The 16,940-nt window shown below is 71.8% G+C and carries 16 protein-coding genes; 12 read left to right on the top strand and 4 right to left on the bottom strand.

The genetic code is table 11. The features are described 5' to 3' along the window. The first annotated feature begins 2 nt into the window (after positions 1-2). From AC3B5L_RS15215 to AC3B5L_RS15205, 3 genes are read left to right on the top strand one after another with little or no spacing between them, the layout of a single operon-like run. Positions 3-1,616 (top strand): cytochrome b/b6 domain-containing protein, encoded by a 1,614-nt coding sequence (locus AC3B5L_RS15215; RefSeq protein ID WP_490095937.1) that lies wholly within the window; start codon positions 3-5, stop codon positions 1,614-1,616. Positions 1,617-1,619: 3 nt separating this feature from the next. Then, positions 1,620-2,093 (top strand): ASCH domain-containing protein, encoded by a 474-nt coding sequence (locus AC3B5L_RS15210; protein WP_268777072.1) that lies wholly within the window; start codon positions 1,620-1,622, stop codon positions 2,091-2,093. A gap of 13 nt (positions 2,094-2,106) precedes the next feature. Beyond that, positions 2,107-3,258: an acetyl-CoA C-acetyltransferase gene (locus AC3B5L_RS15205; protein WP_490095936.1), complete on the top strand. Its 1,152-nt coding sequence runs from the start codon at positions 2,107-2,109 to the stop codon at positions 3,256-3,258. A 52-nt stretch (positions 3,259-3,310) separates the two neighbouring features. Here AC3B5L_RS15205 and AC3B5L_RS15200 read toward each other — a convergent pair whose 3' ends face one another. Next, on the bottom strand, positions 3,311-3,820 hold the full coding sequence (locus tag AC3B5L_RS15200; RefSeq protein WP_060922628.1) for a GNAT family N-acetyltransferase: 510 nt from the start codon (positions 3,818-3,820) through the stop codon (positions 3,311-3,313). Positions 3,821-3,950: 130 nt separating this feature from the next. On the opposite strand from AC3B5L_RS15200, the gene AC3B5L_RS15195 reads away from it, so the two are divergent. The 7 genes from AC3B5L_RS15195 to rocD all read left to right on the top strand — a co-directional run bounded on the left by AC3B5L_RS15195 (position 3,951) and on the right by rocD (position 12,458). Next, positions 3,951-4,511, top strand: coding sequence for an acyl-CoA thioesterase (locus AC3B5L_RS15195; protein WP_187662479.1), 561 nt, complete (start codon positions 3,951-3,953; stop codon positions 4,509-4,511). A 64-nt stretch (positions 4,512-4,575) separates the two neighbouring features. Further along, positions 4,576-8,250: a proline dehydrogenase family protein gene (locus AC3B5L_RS15190; protein WP_490095935.1), complete on the top strand. Its 3,675-nt coding sequence runs from the start codon at positions 4,576-4,578 to the stop codon at positions 8,248-8,250. 274 nt (positions 8,251-8,524) lie between these two features. Continuing rightward, positions 8,525-8,959, top strand: a complete 435-nt coding sequence (locus AC3B5L_RS15185; protein ID WP_490095934.1) for a hypothetical protein — start codon at positions 8,525-8,527, stop codon at positions 8,957-8,959. After that, positions 8,959-9,189 (top strand): helix-turn-helix transcriptional regulator, encoded by a 231-nt coding sequence (locus AC3B5L_RS15180; protein ID WP_187662476.1) that lies wholly within the window; start codon positions 8,959-8,961, stop codon positions 9,187-9,189. The genes AC3B5L_RS15185 and AC3B5L_RS15180 overlap by 1 nt, the downstream gene beginning before the upstream one ends. Next, positions 9,186-10,184 (top strand): NAD(P)-dependent alcohol dehydrogenase, encoded by a 999-nt coding sequence (locus tag AC3B5L_RS15175; protein ID WP_490095933.1) that lies wholly within the window; start codon positions 9,186-9,188, stop codon positions 10,182-10,184. The genes AC3B5L_RS15180 and AC3B5L_RS15175 overlap by 4 nt, the downstream gene beginning before the upstream one ends. A gap of 163 nt (positions 10,185-10,347) precedes the next feature. After that, positions 10,348-11,226 carry a dimethylargininase gene (gene ddaH / locus AC3B5L_RS15170; protein ID WP_187662474.1) on the top strand — a complete coding sequence of 293 codons (879 nt, stop codon included), beginning with the start codon at positions 10,348-10,350 and terminating at the stop codon, positions 11,224-11,226. A 2-nt stretch (positions 11,227-11,228) separates the two neighbouring features. After that, on the top strand, positions 11,229-12,458 hold the full coding sequence (gene rocD, locus AC3B5L_RS15165) for an ornithine--oxo-acid transaminase (protein ID WP_490096412.1): 1,230 nt from the start codon (positions 11,229-11,231) through the stop codon (positions 12,456-12,458). A 90-nt stretch (positions 12,459-12,548) separates the two neighbouring features. Here the strand turns inward: rocD and AC3B5L_RS15160 are convergent, their stop codons facing one another. Genes AC3B5L_RS15160 through AC3B5L_RS15150 form a run of 3 tightly spaced genes read right to left on the bottom strand, consistent with a single transcriptional unit; the run spans position 12,549 to position 14,671 of the window. After that, a complete protein-coding gene (locus AC3B5L_RS15160) occupies positions 12,549-12,833 on the bottom strand; it encodes a hypothetical protein (RefSeq protein WP_025105431.1) in 285 nt (94 codons plus the stop codon). A gap of 60 nt (positions 12,834-12,893) precedes the next feature. Beyond that, positions 12,894-14,225 carry an MFS transporter gene (locus AC3B5L_RS15155; protein WP_280567314.1) on the bottom strand — a complete coding sequence of 444 codons (1,332 nt, stop codon included), beginning with the start codon at positions 14,223-14,225 and terminating at the stop codon, positions 12,894-12,896. A 5-nt stretch (positions 14,226-14,230) separates the two neighbouring features. Next, the gene (locus AC3B5L_RS15150; RefSeq protein WP_187662473.1) at positions 14,231-14,671 is read right to left on the bottom strand and encodes a MarR family winged helix-turn-helix transcriptional regulator; all 441 of its coding nucleotides are present in this window, start codon (positions 14,669-14,671) and stop codon (positions 14,231-14,233) included. A 70-nt stretch (positions 14,672-14,741) separates the two neighbouring features. Between AC3B5L_RS15150 and AC3B5L_RS15145 the strand changes: the two genes are divergently transcribed. Both AC3B5L_RS15145 and AC3B5L_RS15140 read left to right on the top strand, forming a co-directional pair. Next, the gene (locus tag AC3B5L_RS15145; RefSeq protein WP_280567258.1) at positions 14,742-15,500 is read left to right on the top strand and encodes a copper homeostasis protein CutC; all 759 of its coding nucleotides are present in this window, start codon (positions 14,742-14,744) and stop codon (positions 15,498-15,500) included. Positions 15,501-15,509: 9 nt separating this feature from the next. Beyond that, entirely contained in the window at positions 15,510-16,364 is an 855-nt protein-coding gene (locus AC3B5L_RS15140; protein ID WP_187662471.1) for an alpha/beta fold hydrolase, read from the top strand. Positions 16,365-16,940 lie beyond the last annotated feature (576 nt).

Genomic DNA, 16,940 nt, shown 5'->3' with positions numbered 1-16,940 from the left:
TCATGGCGACGCGGGTGCTGCGCCGCGGGCTTCCGCGGGTGCCGGGCGGCGAGCCGTGGCCGCCCGCCGATGCGACGGTCGAGACCGTCGATGCGGCCGTCGCCGTCGAGGCGCCGGTGGCGACGCCGGTCTCTGCGACGACGGAGGGCGGGGAGGACGGCCCCGCTGCGGTCACGCCGGACGCCGCGCCGCGTCGGGCGCTCCGCCGGGGTCTCCCGCGCGTTCCCGGCGGTGAGCCCTGGCCGCCGCCTACGGTCGGGGCCGCGCCGTCCGCACCCGCCGTGGTGCCGGGCGAGACCGCACCTTCCGCCGCGGCGTCCGCCGCGCCCGTTGCGCCTCCTGCCTCCCCCGCTGCCGCCGGGTCGTCCGCCGCGCCGGCTCGGACTCCTGCTGCGGCGCCCGCTCCCGAGACGCCCGCCGCAGGCGAGAGCGTTCGCCGCGGACTGCCCCGAGTCCCGGGTGGCGAGCCCTGGCCCCCCGCAGGGACCGTGCCCGCCCGTCCGACCTCCGCTCCGTCCGCGGCCGTGGCGGCGGATGTCTCCGCGATCCCGGAGACGGCGGCGCCGTCCGCGACCCTCGTCTCCGAGCCCGCCGCTGTCCCCGGGACCGCGCTCGCCACCGGCGCCGACATCAGCGCGCCGCTGCCCTGGACCCGTACGGTCTGGAACGGTCGAGCACCGCGGCATCTCCCGGCCGCCGCCTCGGCGGCCGCGACCGCTCGCCGGCGCCCGACCTGGACCCAGGCGATCGCGACGCTGTTCGGCGCCGCCGCCCTCGGCGTGCTCGCGGCCGCGGCCGTGGCCCTCGTCCGCACGCTGCTGAGCCTCCCGTTCATGCAGGACTTCCTGGCGGCCTTCCCTGGCGAGTACGAGCCACCGATCCCGGTCGAGCCCGGCTTCGCGCCGTGGGTCAACTGGGCGCACTTCTTCAACATGTTCCTGATCGTGCTGATCATCCGCTCGGGGCTGCAGGTGCGCACCGAGAAGCGGCCGAGCGTGTTCTGGTCCCCGCGGAACAACCCGAAGGGCAAGATCAGCCTGAACCTCTGGTTCCACCAGGCGCTCGACATCCTGTGGCTGGTCAACGGCGTGATCTTCGTCGTCCTGCTGTTCGTCACCGGGCACTGGGTGCGGATCGTGCCGACGAGCTGGGAGGTGTTCCCGAACGCGCTGTCGGCGGCCCTCCAGTACATCTCGTTCGACTGGCCGCACGAGAACGGCTGGAACAACTACAACAGCCTGCAGCAGCTCGCCTACTTCGTCACCGTCTTCCTCGCGGCGCCGCTCGCCGCGGTCACCGGGTTCCGCATGTCGGGGCTCTGGCCCAAGAGGGCGGAGCGCCTGTCGAAGGCGTACCCGGTGGAGTGGGCGCGTGCCCTGCACTTCCCGGTGATGCTCTACTTCGTGGCGTTCATCATCGCGCACGTCGCGCTCGTGATGCTGACCGGCTTCCTGCGGAACCTCAACCACATGTTCGCCGCGCAGGATGCCGCGACGTGGACGGGATTCTGGGTGTTCATCGCCTCGCTCGTCGTGATCGCGGTCGCCTGGGTCGCTGCGCGTCCGCTCGTGCTCGCCCCGATCGCGAAGGCGTTCGGCAAGGTCTCGGGGCGCTGATCCATGACCGATCGCACCGCCATCGAGGACTACTGGCGCGAGGCCCGCATCGCGCTGCCCCACCTGCCGGAGCCTCTTCCCGAGGCGTGGGGTTTCGGCGCGACGCCGGAGCACGCCGACGAGCTCCTGGAGCTCGTGCTCGCGGGTATCAAGGTGGGCACGGCGTCCTCTCTCTGGGACTACGAGGAGTCGGGGGATCCGCTGCCGACCGTCGGCGAGCTCAGCATCATCCTCGATGGGACCGGCGCTCCGCGCGCCGTGATCGAGACCACGGCGATCGACATCGTTCCGTTCGACGAGGTCGACGAGGCGCACGCCTTCGCCGAGGGGGAGGGGGATCGTACCCTGGCGCACTGGCGCGAGGTGCACGAGCGCTACTGGCGCACCCACTCCGAGAACCCGCGCGGCTACGAACCCGACATGCCGGTGCTGTGCGAGCGCTTCCGGCTGCTCCTGCCGGCCGGCACGGAGGACTGAGAAGAGGGAGATCATGGCAGAGGCCTACATCGTCGACGCGGTCCGTTCGCCGGTCGGACGCCGTGGCGGCGCTCTCGCGGAGATCCACCCCGCCGACCTCGGCGCGCACAGTCTGCGGGCCCTCGTCGACCGGGCCGGCATCGACCCCGGCGCCGTGGACGACGTGATCCTCGGAGCCATCGATGCGATCGGCGGGCAGGCCGGGAACGTCGCGCGCACCGCGTCGCTCGTCGCCGGCTTCCCGGAACACGTGCCGGGCGTCACGATCGATCGGCAATGCGGATCGAGTCAGCAGGCCGTGCACTTCGCCGCGCAGGCGGTGCTCAGTGGCACCAGCGACCTCGTGATCGCCGGCGGGCTGCAGAACATGTCGCGGATCCCGCTCACCGCGGCCGCGACCGTCGGCCGGGAGTACGGCTTCACGACGCCGTACGCCGAGTCCCCCGGGTGGCGGGAGCGCTACGGCGACCAGGAGATCTCGCAGTTCCGCGGAGCGGAGCTCATCGCCGAGCGGTGGGACATCTCACGGGAGGAGATGGAGAGGTACGCGCTGGAGAGCCACCGCCGGGCGGCCCAGGCCCAGGACGAGGGGCGGTTCGCGGCGGAGATCGCGCCGCTCGCCGGGCTCGACCACGACGAGGGCGTGCGCCGGGACACCAGCCTCGAACGCATGGCGGGATTGCAGCCGCTCGCGCCCGGTGGACGGATCACCGCCGCCGTCGCGTCGCAGATCAGCGATGCGTCGAGTGCCGTGCTCATCGCCAGTGCGCGGGCGGTGCAGGAGCACGGCCTCACGCCGCGGGCCCGCATCCACCACGTCTCCGTCCGCGGCGACGACCCCGTGCTCATGCTCACGGCACCGATCCCGGCGACCCGGCACGCGTTGGAGCGTACGGGACTCCGGATCGAGGACATCGACCTGTTCGAGGTCAACGAGGCGTTCGCCTCGGTCGTGATCGCCTGGATGCGCGAGACCGGTGCGCCGCACGAGAAGGTCAACGTCAACGGCGGCGGCATCGCACTGGGGCATCCGATCGGCGCGACGGGCACCCGCATCCTCGCGACCCTGCTCAACGAGCTGGAGCGCACCGGCGGACGGTACGGCCTGCAGACGATGTGCGAGGGCGGCGGCGTGGCGAACATCACGATCATCGAACGCCTCTGAGCGCAGACGAAAGGGCCGCCCCGCGGGGCGGCCCTTTCGGTGAGGACGAGGGTCAGGGGCGCACGAAGCGGACCTCGGTGAGCGTCTCGCCCAGGAACGGCTCGGTGTGCGCGGCGCCGTCGAGGTGGAACCCGTTGCGCGTGTAGAAGCGGTGCGCGCGGGGGTTGTCCTCGGCGACCCAGAGGTAGAGCGGCTCGTCCTTCTCGACGGCCGCATCGAACAGCTTCTGCCCGATGCCGGTCGAGTGGTACGCGTCGAGCAGGTAGATGAAGTACAGCTCGCGGAACGCCGGGGCGTCCTTGTCGCGGGCCGGACCCGAGCCGACGAAGCCGACGATCTCGCCGTCGACGAGCGCCGCGTTCATCTTGAAGTCGGGACCCTGCGAGGCCCAGTGCGTCCACAGCTCGGCCATACGGCGGGGCGAGACCTTCTCCAGCGCCGCCTTGCTGATGAGGTGATCGTAGGTCTCGTGCCAGCACTGCGCATGCACGCGACCGAGGGCTTCCGCATCCACATCACGGACCGGACGGACGATGACTTCGGGCTGGGCTTCGGCGCTCATGCGGTGACTCTACGGCGGGTCCGTGGAAATCGGAAATCGGGATGACGGCCCGTGGGAGGCCCTTCGACCGCATGGAGGAATCGGACAACGAAGTTCGACCGTCGTGCGCGGATGGCTACGATCAGTGCTCGTGAATGTGATCTGGCGGACCCTCCTCGTGATCCTCGGTGCGCGTCGTCGCGTACGGCAGGGGAAGACCCTCGACCCGACCGCCGTCGGCACCGTCACCGTCACCACCCTGCCCACGGACCTCGACATCCTCCGCCACATGAACAACGGCCGGTACCTGTCGCTGTTCGACCTCGGCCGCTGGGACCACCTCATCCGCACGGGGCTGTTCGACGTGATGAAGGAGCAGGGCTGGTACGCGGTGGTCTCCAGCGAGACCATCACCTTCCGCAAGTCGCTCCAGCTCTGGCAGCGGTTCGAGGTGCAGTCGCGCTTCATCGGGCACGACGAGAAGGCGCTGTTCCTGGAGCACCGGGCCGTGGTCGCCGGCGAGGTCTACGCCAGGGCCATCGTGCGGGCCCGCGTGCTGCGCCGGTCCGGCGGCACGGTCAGCAACGAGGAGCTGTTCGCCGCGGTGGGCAAGCCCGACGGGGTGCCGGAGATCGACGCGTGGGTGCATGACTGGGCCGCCGCGTCCGCCCTGCCTCCCGTGCGCACGCCCGCCCCCAGCATCTGGAACTGACCCGGCTGCGGCCCGCCCGGTCGGGCACCCCGGGATTCCGCGACCGGAGACCTAGGGTGGTCACATGGCAGAGTCGTCGTCATCCTCCGCGGAGGCGGGGGCATCCGCATCCCTCGCCGATCAGGCCGTCGAACTCGCGCGCCGTTGGGTGATCGAGGCGGCTGCGGCCGACGTCGACCCCGCCGCCGAGCGTCTCGCGGGCGTCCTCCGCGACGCCAACGGCCTGCCGTTCACCCTCGGTTTCGTCGACGGCGTGATGCGGCCGGAGAGCCTGACCGCTGCGGCCGCCCAGCTGCGCCGCATCGCGCCCATCGTGCCGGAGTTCCTGCCGTGGTACCTGCGCTCCGCCGTGCGGCTCGGCGGCGGGGTCGCCCCGGTGCTGCCGACGCCGGTCGTGCCGATCGCGCGGCGGGCGCTACGCGAGATGGTGGGGCACCTGGTGGTGGACGCCCGGCCCGCGAAGCTCGGACCCGCGATCGAGAAGCTGCGGGAGTCGGGGTCGCGACTGAACCTCAACCTCCTCGGGGAGGCGGTGCTCGGGGAGGCGGAGGCGCAGCGGCGGCTCGACGGCATCCACGAGCTCATCCGGCGTCCGGATGTCGACCACGTGTCGGTCAAGGTCTCCGCCATCGTCAGCCGCATCTCGATGTGGGGCTTCGACGAGGTCGTCGAGCGGGTCATCGACCGGCTGCTCCCTCTCTACGTGACGGCTGCGGAAGACGGCACCTTCATCAACCTCGACATGGAGGAGTATCGCGACCTCGACCTCACGATCGCCGTCTTCACGCGGATCCTGGAGGACCCTCGGCTCACCGGACTCGAGGCCGGGATCGTGCTGCAGGCCTACCTGCCCGACGCGCTGCCGGCGTTGCAGGAGCTCACCGCCTGGGCACAGGATCGCGTGATCCACGGCGGGGCCCGCATCAAGGTGCGCCTCGTGAAGGGCGCGAACCTCGCGATGGAGCACGTCGAGGCGACCCTGCACGGATGGACGCCCGCGCCCTACGACACGAAGCTCGACACCGACGCCAACTACCTGCGCTGCCTGGACTGGGCGCTGCAGCCCGAGCACACGACCTCGGTGCGGATCGGGGTGGCCGGCCACAACCTCTTCGGCATCGCCCATGCGTGGCTGCTCGCCGGGGAGCGCGGGGTCCGCGACGCGGTCGAGTTCGAGATGCTGCTCGGCATGGCTCAAGGGCAGGTGCAGGCGGTGTCCCGCGAAGTGGGTCCGGTGCTGCTGTACGTGCCGGTCGTCGCGCCCGCCGAGTTCGATGTGGCCATCAGCTACCTCGTGCGGCGGCTGGAGGAGAACGCGTCGTCCGAGAACTTCCTCTCCGCGGCGTTCCACCTGCACGACGACGAGTCTCTCTTCGCGCGGGAAGCCGACCGCTTCCTCGACGCGCTCGACCGGGCGGCCGACCCGGCGCTCGCCCTCGGGCCGCGGCGCACGCAGGACCGCCTCGCGCCGGTGCACGAGTCCGTGCGGCCGGCGCCGGTCAGCCCGGTCGCGGAGGCCGATCTCACGAAGGCCGTGCTCGGCATCGTGCGCGGCTCGGACGAGGCCGACACCGGCGCCTTCCTCGAGACCGCCGTGTACGCGGCGCGCGAGCGCGGGGAGGACACCGGGGGCGCCCCGGGCTTCGCGAACACGGCCGATACGGATCTCGCCCTCCCCGCCAACCGCGAGTGGGCGGCGGGGATCCGCGCGCGGCTCGCGGACTCGACGGTCGGGACGGAGGTCCTGGCCGCGGCCCGCGTCGACGACGCCGACGACCTCGGCCGCATCGTGCGCGGTGTGCAGGGTGCGGCGGCGGCCTGGGGTGCGCGTCCTGCGGCCGAACGGGCCGAGGTGCTGCTGCGCGCGGCGGCGGCGCTCGAGTCCCGGCGTGCGGAGCTGATCGAGGTCGCGGCGGCGGAGACGGGCAAGGTCTTCGCCGAAGCCGATGTCGAAGTGAGCGAGGCCGTCGACTTCGCCCGGTACTACGCCGCGACCTGCCGTGAGCTCGACGCGATCTCCGGCGCCGTGTTCGTCCCCGCCCGCGTGACCGTCGTCGCGCCGCCGTGGAACTTCCCCCTCGCGATCCCCGCGGGTGGCGTGCTGGCGGCGCTCGCCGCGGGCTCCTGCGTGGTCCTCAAGCCCGCCCCGCAGGCGCGGCGTTGTGCGGCGGTGCTCGTGGAGGCGCTGTGGGACGGTGGCGTGCCCCGTGAGGCTCTCGCTCTCGTCGACATCGAGGAAGGCGACCTCGGCCGTGCCCTCATCACGGACGAGGCGGTGGACCGGGTGATCCTCACCGGGTCGTGGGAGACCGCGGCGCTGTTCCGCTCCTGGCGTCCCGACCTGCCCCTGCTCGCCGAGACCAGCGGCAAGAACGCCATGATCATCACGCCCTCGGCCGACCTCGACCTCGCCGTGGCCGACCTCGTGAAGAGCGCGTTCGGGCATGCGGGGCAGAAGTGCTCCGCGGCGTCGCTCGCGATCCTCGTCGGGCCGGTGGGGCGCTCGCAGCGTTTCGCCCGTCAGCTCGCCGACGCTGTCCGCTCGCTGCGTGTCGGGTGGCCCTCGGATCCGCTCGCCGAGGTGGGCCCGGTCATCGAGAAGCCCGAAGGGAAGCTCGCCTGGGCCCTCTCCGAGCTGGAGGGCGACGAGCGGTGGCTCATCGAACCCGCCCTCGACCCCGCCGACGACGGCAGCGGACGGCTGTGGCGCCCGGGCGTGCGGGTCGGCGTGCAGTCCGGCTCCCGCTTCCACACCGAGGAGTTCTTCGGACCGGTCCTCGGGGTCATGCACGCGCCGACCCTCGCCAAGGCCGTCGACCTGCAGAACGCCGTCGCCTACGGTCTCACCGCGGGTCTGCACACACAGGACCCGGACGACCTCTCCTTCTGGCTCGACCGCGTGCAGGCCGGGAACCTCTACGTCAACCGCGGCACCACCGGGGCGATCGTGCAGCGGCAGCCGTTCGGCGGGTGGAAGCGCTCCTCCGTCGGCGCCGGTGCCAAGCCGGGCGGGCCGAACCACCTCATCGGACTCGGGTCGTGGCGCGCCCAGCACGGGGCCCCGGCGTCGAGCACCCTCCATCTGCGGGGGCTCGACTCCCGGATCACGGGGCTCATCGAGGCGGCGCAGCCCTCCCTCCCGTTCGAGTCGTTCGAGTGGCTTCGGCGATCCGCTCTGTCGGACGCGTTGGCCTGGGACCGGGAGTTCGGCCGGGTGCGGGACGTCTCGCGGCTGGAGATCGAGCGCAACCTCTTCCGGTATCGGCCCGTACCCGTGGAGATCCGCGCCACCGAGGACGCCGCCCTGCACGACCTGCTGCGGGTCGTGATCGCGGGAGTGCGCGCGGGGGCGGGTTTCGTGGTGTCCACTCCGGTCGGGCTTCCGGCGGGCGTGCGGCATGCTCTGGGTGACCTCGACGCCGTGGTGTTCCTGGAGACGGAGGACGAGTGGCTCCAGCGGATGCAGGTGGCCGAGGAGTCGGGGGCCGCGGGAGATGCGGGTGTTCCGGTGCTTCCGCGGCATGGGCGTGTGCGGCTCGTGGGTGGACGGGAGTCGGTGGCGGCGCTGCGCTCCGCGCTGGCGGTGGCCACCGGCGGTGACCCGGACCTCGCGGTGTACGACGCGGAGGTGACGGCGGCGGCCCGCATCGAGCTCCTCCCGTTCGTGCACGAGCAGTCCGTCTCGATCACCGCCCACCGCTACGGAAACCCCGACCCCTGGAGCGCCTCCGTCATCTGACCCCCGCCCGTTTCGGCGCGGGTGCGGGTGCCGGTGCCAGTGCGGTGCGGGCTCGAAAAGGTGCCTTCCCGGCCCCCGGCAGGTGCGTTTTCGATCCCGCTTCGGGCTGCGCAGGACATGCGGGATCGGAAACGGGCGGGAGCGGCGGCTCGGGGGTGCGATTGTGATCCCGGAAGAGACTGCGCGGGACGGAATGCGGGTGTAAAAGATTCTTGACACAGGTGCGATGCGGACGTACTCTCGTGTCAAGAATCTTTGACACGAGGAGAAGCGCATGGTCTACGAGGAGCGCAACGTCTGGGCCGGGCTCATCGTCAGTCCGATCGTCGCGGTCGTCTACGTGCTGCTGCTCATGCAGCAGGCCGGCGGCGGACCGCTCACCGCGACGGACTGGTTCCCGCTGATGCTGTGGACGATCGGCGGGGGCATCGTCGGGACGATCGTGCTCAGCATCCTCTGGGGCATCATCGCCGGGATGTCCGATCCGGACGGCGTCGGCCGCTCCGACGTCCGCGACCGGGACATCGGCCGGATGGGGGCGCGCGTGGAGCAGGCCTTCGTCGCCATCGCCGGCCTCGGGGTCATCGTCCTGTGCGGTCTCGGTGCCGACGCGTTCTGGATCGCGAACACCATGTTCGCGGGGTTCCTCGTGGCGGCCGTCGTCGGCGGTGTCGCCCGGGCGATCGCGTACCGTCGGGGCCTGGTCTGATGGTCAAGCCCACCCTCGTCTCCAACAGCATCCGCGCCCACCGCGAGCGTGCCGGACTCACGCAGGCCGAGCTCGCCCGCACGATCGGGGTCACGAGGCAGACGCTCATCGCGATCGAACAGCAGAAGTACTCGCCGACGCTCGAGCTCGCGTTCCAGATCGCCCGGGCCTTCGGCGTCGGGATCGACGACCTGTTCGCGTATCCCACCGACCCCGGAGGTGCCGCATGACCGAGACGATGCCCGCCTGGACCCGCGAGACGTACGGCCCGGCCGCCGGGACGACGCTGACCCGCGTGCCCGTGCCGCAGCCCCACCGGGGAGAGGTCGTGCTGCGCGTGCAGGCCACCGCCATCAACGCCGGCGACGTGCGGCTGCTCCTCGGCGATCCGCTGCTGGTCCGGCCTTTCTTCGGCCTCACGCGCCCGAAGCACCCGGTCCGGGGGCTCGACGTCGCGGGCACCGTCGTGGCGGTCGGCGCCGACGTCGTGAACGCCGAACTCGGCGAACTCGTGGTGGGAGAGCTGCAGGGCGGCGGCGGCCTCGCCTCCCACGCCCGCATCGCGGCCGACCGCGTCGTGCCCGTGCCCCCGGATGTGACGCCCGAGGCGGCGGCCTGCCTGCCGATCGCCGGAGGCACCGCGTGGCAGGCGCTCGATGCCGCCGGGGTGGGGTTGCGCCACCGTGCGCAGCGGGTCCTCGTGATCGGGGCGTCCGGCGGCGTGGGGACCTTCGCCGTGCAGCTCGCGGCGCTCCGCGGGGCCGAGGTCTGGGCGACGTGCCGCCCCCGGAACGCCCTGCTGCTGGAGCGCCTCGGAGCCGTGCGCACGCTCGACCACCGCACGTCTCCGCTCACGCACCTGCCCTCCGCCCGGTTCGACGCCGTCATCGACCTCGCGGGAGGTGTGCCGATCCGCGAGCTGCAGCGTCTCGTCCGCACGGGTGGTCGCGTGGTGCTGGTGACGGGCGACGGCGGACGCGTACTCGGTCCTGTGCCGCGGATGATCCGCGCCGCCGTGCTCTCGGTCCGCGGACCCCGGGTGGTGTCCCTCGCGGCGACCTCGCACCCGGAGATCCTCGCGAAGCTGCTCGAGCTCGTGGAGGAAGGACACCTGGTCCCTGTGATCGAGCGCACCTACCCGTTCGCCGAGGCCGTGTCGGCGCTCGCGCACGTCGAGGCCGGGCACACGGTCGGCAAGGTCGTGGTGACGCAGCGCGAGGGCTGATGACGACACGGGACGGATGCTGGTGGCGCCCAGGGTCCGGTGGCACAATGGTCACCGGCGTGCCCGAGTCGCATCTTCCCCTCCGCCTCTTCCGAGCAGGGGGTCGAAGGACCGCCGGGCCCCTGGACAGCGTCCGCCGCGCCCGTTCACACGAGGAGCATCCATGTCGACGCCGGAGACCGCCGTCACCACCGCCCCCACGCGCACCGCGCACCGCCGCCACTACCTGATGTGCCGTCCCGAGCACTTCACGGTGAACTACTCCATCAATCCGTGGATGGAGCCGTCGCGGCCGACCGACACCGCCAACGCCGTCGCCCAGTGGCAGAAGCTCTACGACCTGTATGTCGAGCTCGGCCACGAGGTCGAGCTCATCGATCCGCTCCCCGGATACCCGGACATGGTCTACACGGCCAACGGCGGCTTCCTCATCGACGGGCGCGCCTACGTGCCGGAGTTCCGGTTCGTGGAGCGGCAGGGGGAGGCTCCGGCCTTCGCCGACTGGTTCCGCGCCGCCGGCTACGACACCGTCATGCCGGAGGAGGTCAACGAGGGCGAGGGCGACTTCCTGCTCGTCGGCGACGTGATCCTCGCCGGCACGGGCTTCCGCTCCACCGGCGACAGCCACCGCGAGGTCGGCGAGGTCTTCGGCCGCGAGGTCGTGTCGCTCAACCTCACCGACCCCCGCTTCTACCACCTGGACACCGCGATCGCGGTGCTCGACCCCGTGCAGGGCGTGGAGAACGGCGGTCCGGAGCGGGCGAACATCGCCTACCTCCCCGGAGCCTTCGACGACGCCAGCCGTGCCGAGCTGGAGAAGCGCTTCCCCGACGCGATCCTCGTGTCGGACGAGGACGGCGCGGTGTTCGGCCTGAACTCCTCGAGCGACGGCTACAACGTCATCATCTCGCCGCGGGCGAAGGGCTTCGAGCAGCAGCTCCGGGAGCGCGGCTACAACCCGATCACCGTCGACCTGTCCGAGCTCCTCCTCGGTGGCGGCGGGATCAAGTGCTGCACGCTCGAGCTGCGGGGTGCGAAGTGACGATCGAGCAGACGGCGGGCGCTTCGACCCTTCGACAGGCTCAGGGACCCACCGCGGTCGCGGAGCCGCACGTCGCGCACAACTACCACCCGCTGCCGGTGATGATCGCGCGCGGCGAGGGAGCGTGGGTGACCGATGTCGAGGGCAAGCGCTACCTCGACCTGCTCGCGGCCTATTCCGCGGTCAACTTCGGGCACCGTCACCCCGCGCTCGTCGCGGCCCTGACCGAGCAGCTCGGTCGGGTCACGCTCGTCAGCCGGGCGTTCCAGAGCGACATGCTGGAGCCCTTCGCGGCCGCGCTCGCCGAGCTCTGCGGCAAGGAGCTCGTCCTGCCGATGAACACGGGCGCCGAGGCGGTGGAGACCGGCATCAAGGTCGCCAGGGCGTGGGGCTACCGCGTGAAGGGCATCCCCGAGGGGAAGGCGCGGATCGTCGTGGCGAAGGGCAACTTCCACGGCCGTACGACGACGATCGTGAGCTTCAGCGACGACGAGACCGCGCACGACGACTTCGGTCCCTACACGCCCGGCTTCGACCGCGTGCCGTTCGGCGACGCGGAGGCGATCGCCGCGGCGATCACCGAGGACACGGCGGGCGTGCTCGTGGAGCCGATCCAGGGCGAGGCCGGTGTGGTGATCCCGCCGGAGGGGTACCTCCGCCGCATCCGTGAGATCTGCGACGAGAAGAACGTGCTGTTCATCGCCGACGAGATCCAGGCCGGGCTCGGACGTGTCGGCGAGACGTTCGCGTGCGACCGCGAGGGTGTCGTGCCGGACCTGTACCTGCTGGGCAAGGCGCTCGGCGGTGGCATCCTCCCGGTCTCGGCCGTGGTGGGGAACACCGATGTGCTGGGCGTGATCCGTCCCGGTGAGCACGGCTCCACGTTCGGCGGCAACCCGCTCGCGGCGGCCGTCGGCCTGCGCGTGGTGGAGATGCTGCAGACGGGCGAGTTCCAGGAGCGTGCGCGGGCACTCGGCGCACACCTGGAGCAGGCGCTGCAGACGCTGATCGGCCACGGTGTCACGGGCGTGCGCATCGCCGGGCTGTGGGCGGGCGTCGACATCGACCCCGCGATCGGTTCGGGCCGAGAGATCGCGGAGAAGCTGCTCGACCGGGGTGTGCTCGTGAAGGACACGCACGGGCAGACCATCCGTATCGCGCCGCCGCTCGTCATCCGGGCGACCGAGCTCGACTGGGCCGTCGAGCAGCTCAAGGTGGTGCTCGACGCCTGACCGCGGCCGACCCACCCCCTTCTGCACGACCCACCCCCTTGCGAACGTTCGCAAGGGGGTGGCTCGTCTCGAAAGGGGTGGGTCGACGGCTCAGGCCGGCGGGGAGTCGGGGTCGAGCGTGCGGAGGGTGTCCTCCTCGGCGGCGTTGTCGGCCGCGAGCTCGTCCTCGGTGTTCTCGTCGCCGCCCAGGGGCGCGTCGTGGCCGGGGCCGGAACTGCCCTGGATGGCGCCGCCGGTCGACTCGCCGCGGGAGCTGTCGCCCTGGATCGCGCCGCCGGTGCCGTCGCCCTGGCCGGAGTTCTCGTCAGGGACGTCGACGCCGGGAGCGCCTTCGGCCGGATCCTGCGGGTGCGGGGTGCTCATGTTCTCGTCCATGACACGACGCTACGACCGCCGGGCCGTGATGAGGAAGGCGTTGACAAACGCGCCCGCAGCTCACTCGTCGTCGCGTCGAGGAAGCCGGATGGGCGTCGTCGCCGCGGCCTTCTCCGTGTAGTCCACCGGCTCGACCGGCTGCACGACGCGCAGCGGGCGCGTCTCGTCGAGGGTCAGGCGGAAGCGGCTGCTCTCCTCGCGGCGCAGCCTCCCCGACGTCAGCACCCACGTCACCCCGATCGCGCACGCGATGAAGCCGGCCGTCCCGCCGAGCATGATGGCGGCGCGGGGGCCGAACGTGTCCGCCACCCAGCCCGCGATCGGTGCGCCGACCGGGGTCGACCCCATGATCACGGCCATGTAGAGGGCGAGGACGCGGCCGCGGAGCGCCGGATCCGTCGTGATCTGCACGTAGCCGTTGGCCGTGGTCAGCAGCGTCACGATCATGAAGCCGGTGAACGTGAGCGTGACCGCGTAGGAGAGGTAGGTGGGCATCGCGGCCGAGACGAAGGCCGCGATCCCGAAGCCGCCCGCCGCGAGGATCACCACGCGCACCCTCGCGCGGTCCCGCCGCGCGGCGAGGAGGGCGCCGATCAGGGAGCCGATAGCGAGCACCGAGCTCAGCACCCCGTACCCGTCGGCGCCGGCTCCGAACTCCAGCGCCATGGTCGAGGCGAAGATGGGGAAGTTCATGCCGAACGCGCCGATGAGGAACACCGTCACGAACACGACCTTGAGGTCGCTGCGTGCCCAGACGTACCGGAAGCCCTCCGCGAGGCCGCCGCGGCTGCGGTTCTTCGGCCGCGGCGCCAGCAGGTGCGTGCGCATGAGCATCAGCGCGACGATCATGGCGAGGAAGGTCGCGGCGTTGACGATGAACACCCAACCGGAGCCGATCGCGACGATGAGCAGACCGCCGACCGCGGGGCCGATCATGCGGGCGAGGTTGAAGGAGGCGGAGTTGAGCGCCACGGCGTTGGAGGTCTCCGTGGCGGACACCATGTCCGACACGAAGGCCTGCCGGGCGGGTGCGTCGAACGCGTTGACGATGCCGAACCCGAGGGCGAACGCGAGCATCATCGGCAGGGTCATCACGCCGGCCAGCAGCAGGGATCCGACCGCGATCGCGAGGCCGAGCAGCGCGGTCTGCGTGGTCAGCAGGATCTTCCGCCGATCGAAGCGATCAGCGACCCAGCCGGTCAGGCTCACCAGCACCAGCGGTGGGCCGAACTGCAGCGCCATGGTGACGCCCATCGCGGTCGCGTCGTTGTCGGTGAGCTCGGTCAGCACGACCCAGTCCTGGGCTGTGGCCTGCATCCATCCGCCGACGTTCGACACGAGGGCGCCGGCGAACCAGATCCGGTAGTTGATGTTCGCGAAGGAACGGAACATGGCGCTCATCGCTCCACCACCCTCCGCATCAGGGCGCTCGCTTCTCGCAGCGTCGTCAGTTCCTCCTCGGTGTAGTCGACCTCGCGGAGCATGTCGGCCAGCAGCACGTCGCGGCGGCGGATGGTCTCGACGACGACCTCGACGCCGGCGGCGGTGATGTCCACCTGCACGCGGCGGCGGTCGTCCTCGTCCGGGGTGCGGGCGACGAAGCCCTGCTCCTCCAGGCCGTTCACGATGCTCGTCATCGAGGGGGCGGTCACGCGCTCGCGCTCGGCGAGGGTGGAGATCGTGCGCCGGCCGTTCATGCGCAGCTCGGCGAGAACGGCGAGCTGCGTGTCGCTCATCATGTCGGCGGCGCGGGCGCAGCGCAGTCGGCGGGCGAGCCGGAACGTGGCCATGCGCAGGTCTGTGGCGGTGAGGTGCAGGGAATCATCGGACGCAGACATACTTAGTTAGTCTATCTAATATTTCTGACGCGGGGGCAGGAGAAGCCGGGGCAGCGGGCACAATGGAGGGGTGACCCGAACGATCGCTCTCGAAATCGCCGTCCAGGATCCCGCCGGAGTGCGCATCGCCGCCGAGGTCGGTGCCGCCCGCGTCGAGCTCGCCACGGCCCTCGCGCTGGGTGGGCTCACCCCGTCGCCGGCCACCCTGGAGCTCGCGCTCGAAGCCGCGGGGGCGAACGGCCCCGAGGTGCACGTCCTCATCCGTCCGCGCGCCGGCGGCTTCCACTACAGCGCCGACGAGCTGGCCGTCGCCGAACGCGACGTGCGGCACGCGGTCGACGCAGGCGCGTCGGGCGTGGTGATCGGCGCGCTGGACGCCGAGGGGCGGCTCGACCTCGATGCCATGGCGCGGCTGCGGGATGCGGCCGGGGGAGCTCCGGCGACGCTGCACCGCGCGATCGATGTGACCGCCGACCCGGTGGCGACCCTGCGGGCCGCGAGGGAGCTCGGGCTCCGGCGCGTGCTCACGTCCGGAGGGGCATCGGCCGCGATCGACGGCATCGACACCCTGCGCGCGCTCGTCGCCGCGGCCGAGGGGCAGATCGAGGTCATGGCCGGCAGCGGCGTCGACGTCGCGAGCGCTCCGGTGCTCGCCGCGGCCGGCGTCGACGCCCTCCACTTCTCCGCGAAGCGGGCGGTGACCGAGGACGGCGGCGTGCGCATGGGCTCCGCCTCCGACGGGGTCGGCGGCTACGAGGTGACGGACCGCGACATCGCCTTCGCGATCCGGGACGCGATCCGCGACGCCGTCGAGGGAACCGACCGGTAGGGCCGACCCATGACCGAGACCCGCGAGTACACCGACAGCCACGGCATCGCCATCGTCTACGACGTCCACCCGGCGGAGGGTACGCCCCGCGGCGTCGTCCAGCTCCTGCACGGGGTGGGCGAGCACGCAGGACGGTATCCGGCGCTGATCGCCGCGCTCACCGGAGCCGGGTTCACCGTCTACGCGGACGACCACCGTGGGCACGGGCGCACCGGCATGCGCCAGCACGGCGATCCGGCCCGGCTCGGACGGCTCGGGCCCGGAGGTCTCCGGGCGGCCAAGGATGCGATCTGGCAGCTGACCGGCATCATCCGCGACGAGAACCCGGACCTTCCGCTCGTGCTCCTCGGGCACTCGTGGGGGTCGTTCCTCGCGCAGATGCTGGTGAACGAGCACGCCGAGGCCTTCGATGCGGTGATCTTGTCGGGTTCGGCGCTGCGCACGCCCCGCTCCCTGAACCCGGCGCCGCTGAACGCCGCGTGGGCCGCGGACGACGCGACCGGGTACGAGTGGCTGAGCCGCGACCCCGCGGTGTGGAAGGCCTTCGAGGAGGACCCGCTCACGACGGGGGTGCCTCTGCTCAAGCTCTTCGGTCTGCTCGACGCGGCGCGACTGTACGGGCGTCCGGCGACGCACCTCGCGCGCGACCTCCCGATGCTCCTCCTCGTCGGCCGTGACGATCCGGTCGGCGGTCCGCGCAGCGTCCACAAGCTCGCCGACCAGTACCGGCGCCGCTCCGGACTCACCGACGTCACGACCCTCGTCTACCCCGACGCCCGGCACGAGATCTTCCAGGAGCTGCAGCAGGACGAGGTGCGCGCCGACGTCCTCGCCTGGCTCGACGCCCACATCCCCGCCCGCTGACTCCCGTCCCGGGTTCGGGTCCGATCCCGGTCCGGCCCTTCCCCGGCCTGTTCCGTCCCGTTCCGTCCCGGTCCGTCCCGGTCCCTTTACGGTCCGGGATCACTTTCGCCCCTTCCCCCGGCCCCGCGGGATCATTTTCGCGCGTGGCACAGGCCCCAGCGGAACGTTTTCGAACACGCACTGTGCGTGGGTGCGCCGGTGAGTCCGCGTCCGCGATGACCTGTCGGGTCAAGGCCGCGCCTCCCGTCACCGCCCGCGAGATCACCTTCGTGCCTCCGGACATCCCGCGGGATCAATGTTGTGCCTCCCGCCACTGCCGCGGGATCACTTTCGTGCCCGGGACGGACCTCGGGGGAGCCTTTTCGAACACGCACGGTGATTCGCGCGCCGGTGGCAGTGGGGAATCACCCGCGCCCCCGCGAATAGGGGGCGCGGAGGCGCGGCGCATCTTCGGCTTCCGTCGCGCCGCGGACGACCCCGGGTGGCGGGATCGATAAGGGGCGGGGGAGGGCGCGCTGGGGGACGATTTCGATCCCGCGGGATGTGCGCGGGGGCTGCGCACGGGTGGCGGGATCA

This window comes from Microbacterium sp. C-MGS6 (assembly GCF_058140415.1).
The sequence above is the reverse complement of the archived record's forward strand: the minus strand, read 5'-3'. Positions and strand labels throughout refer to the sequence as shown.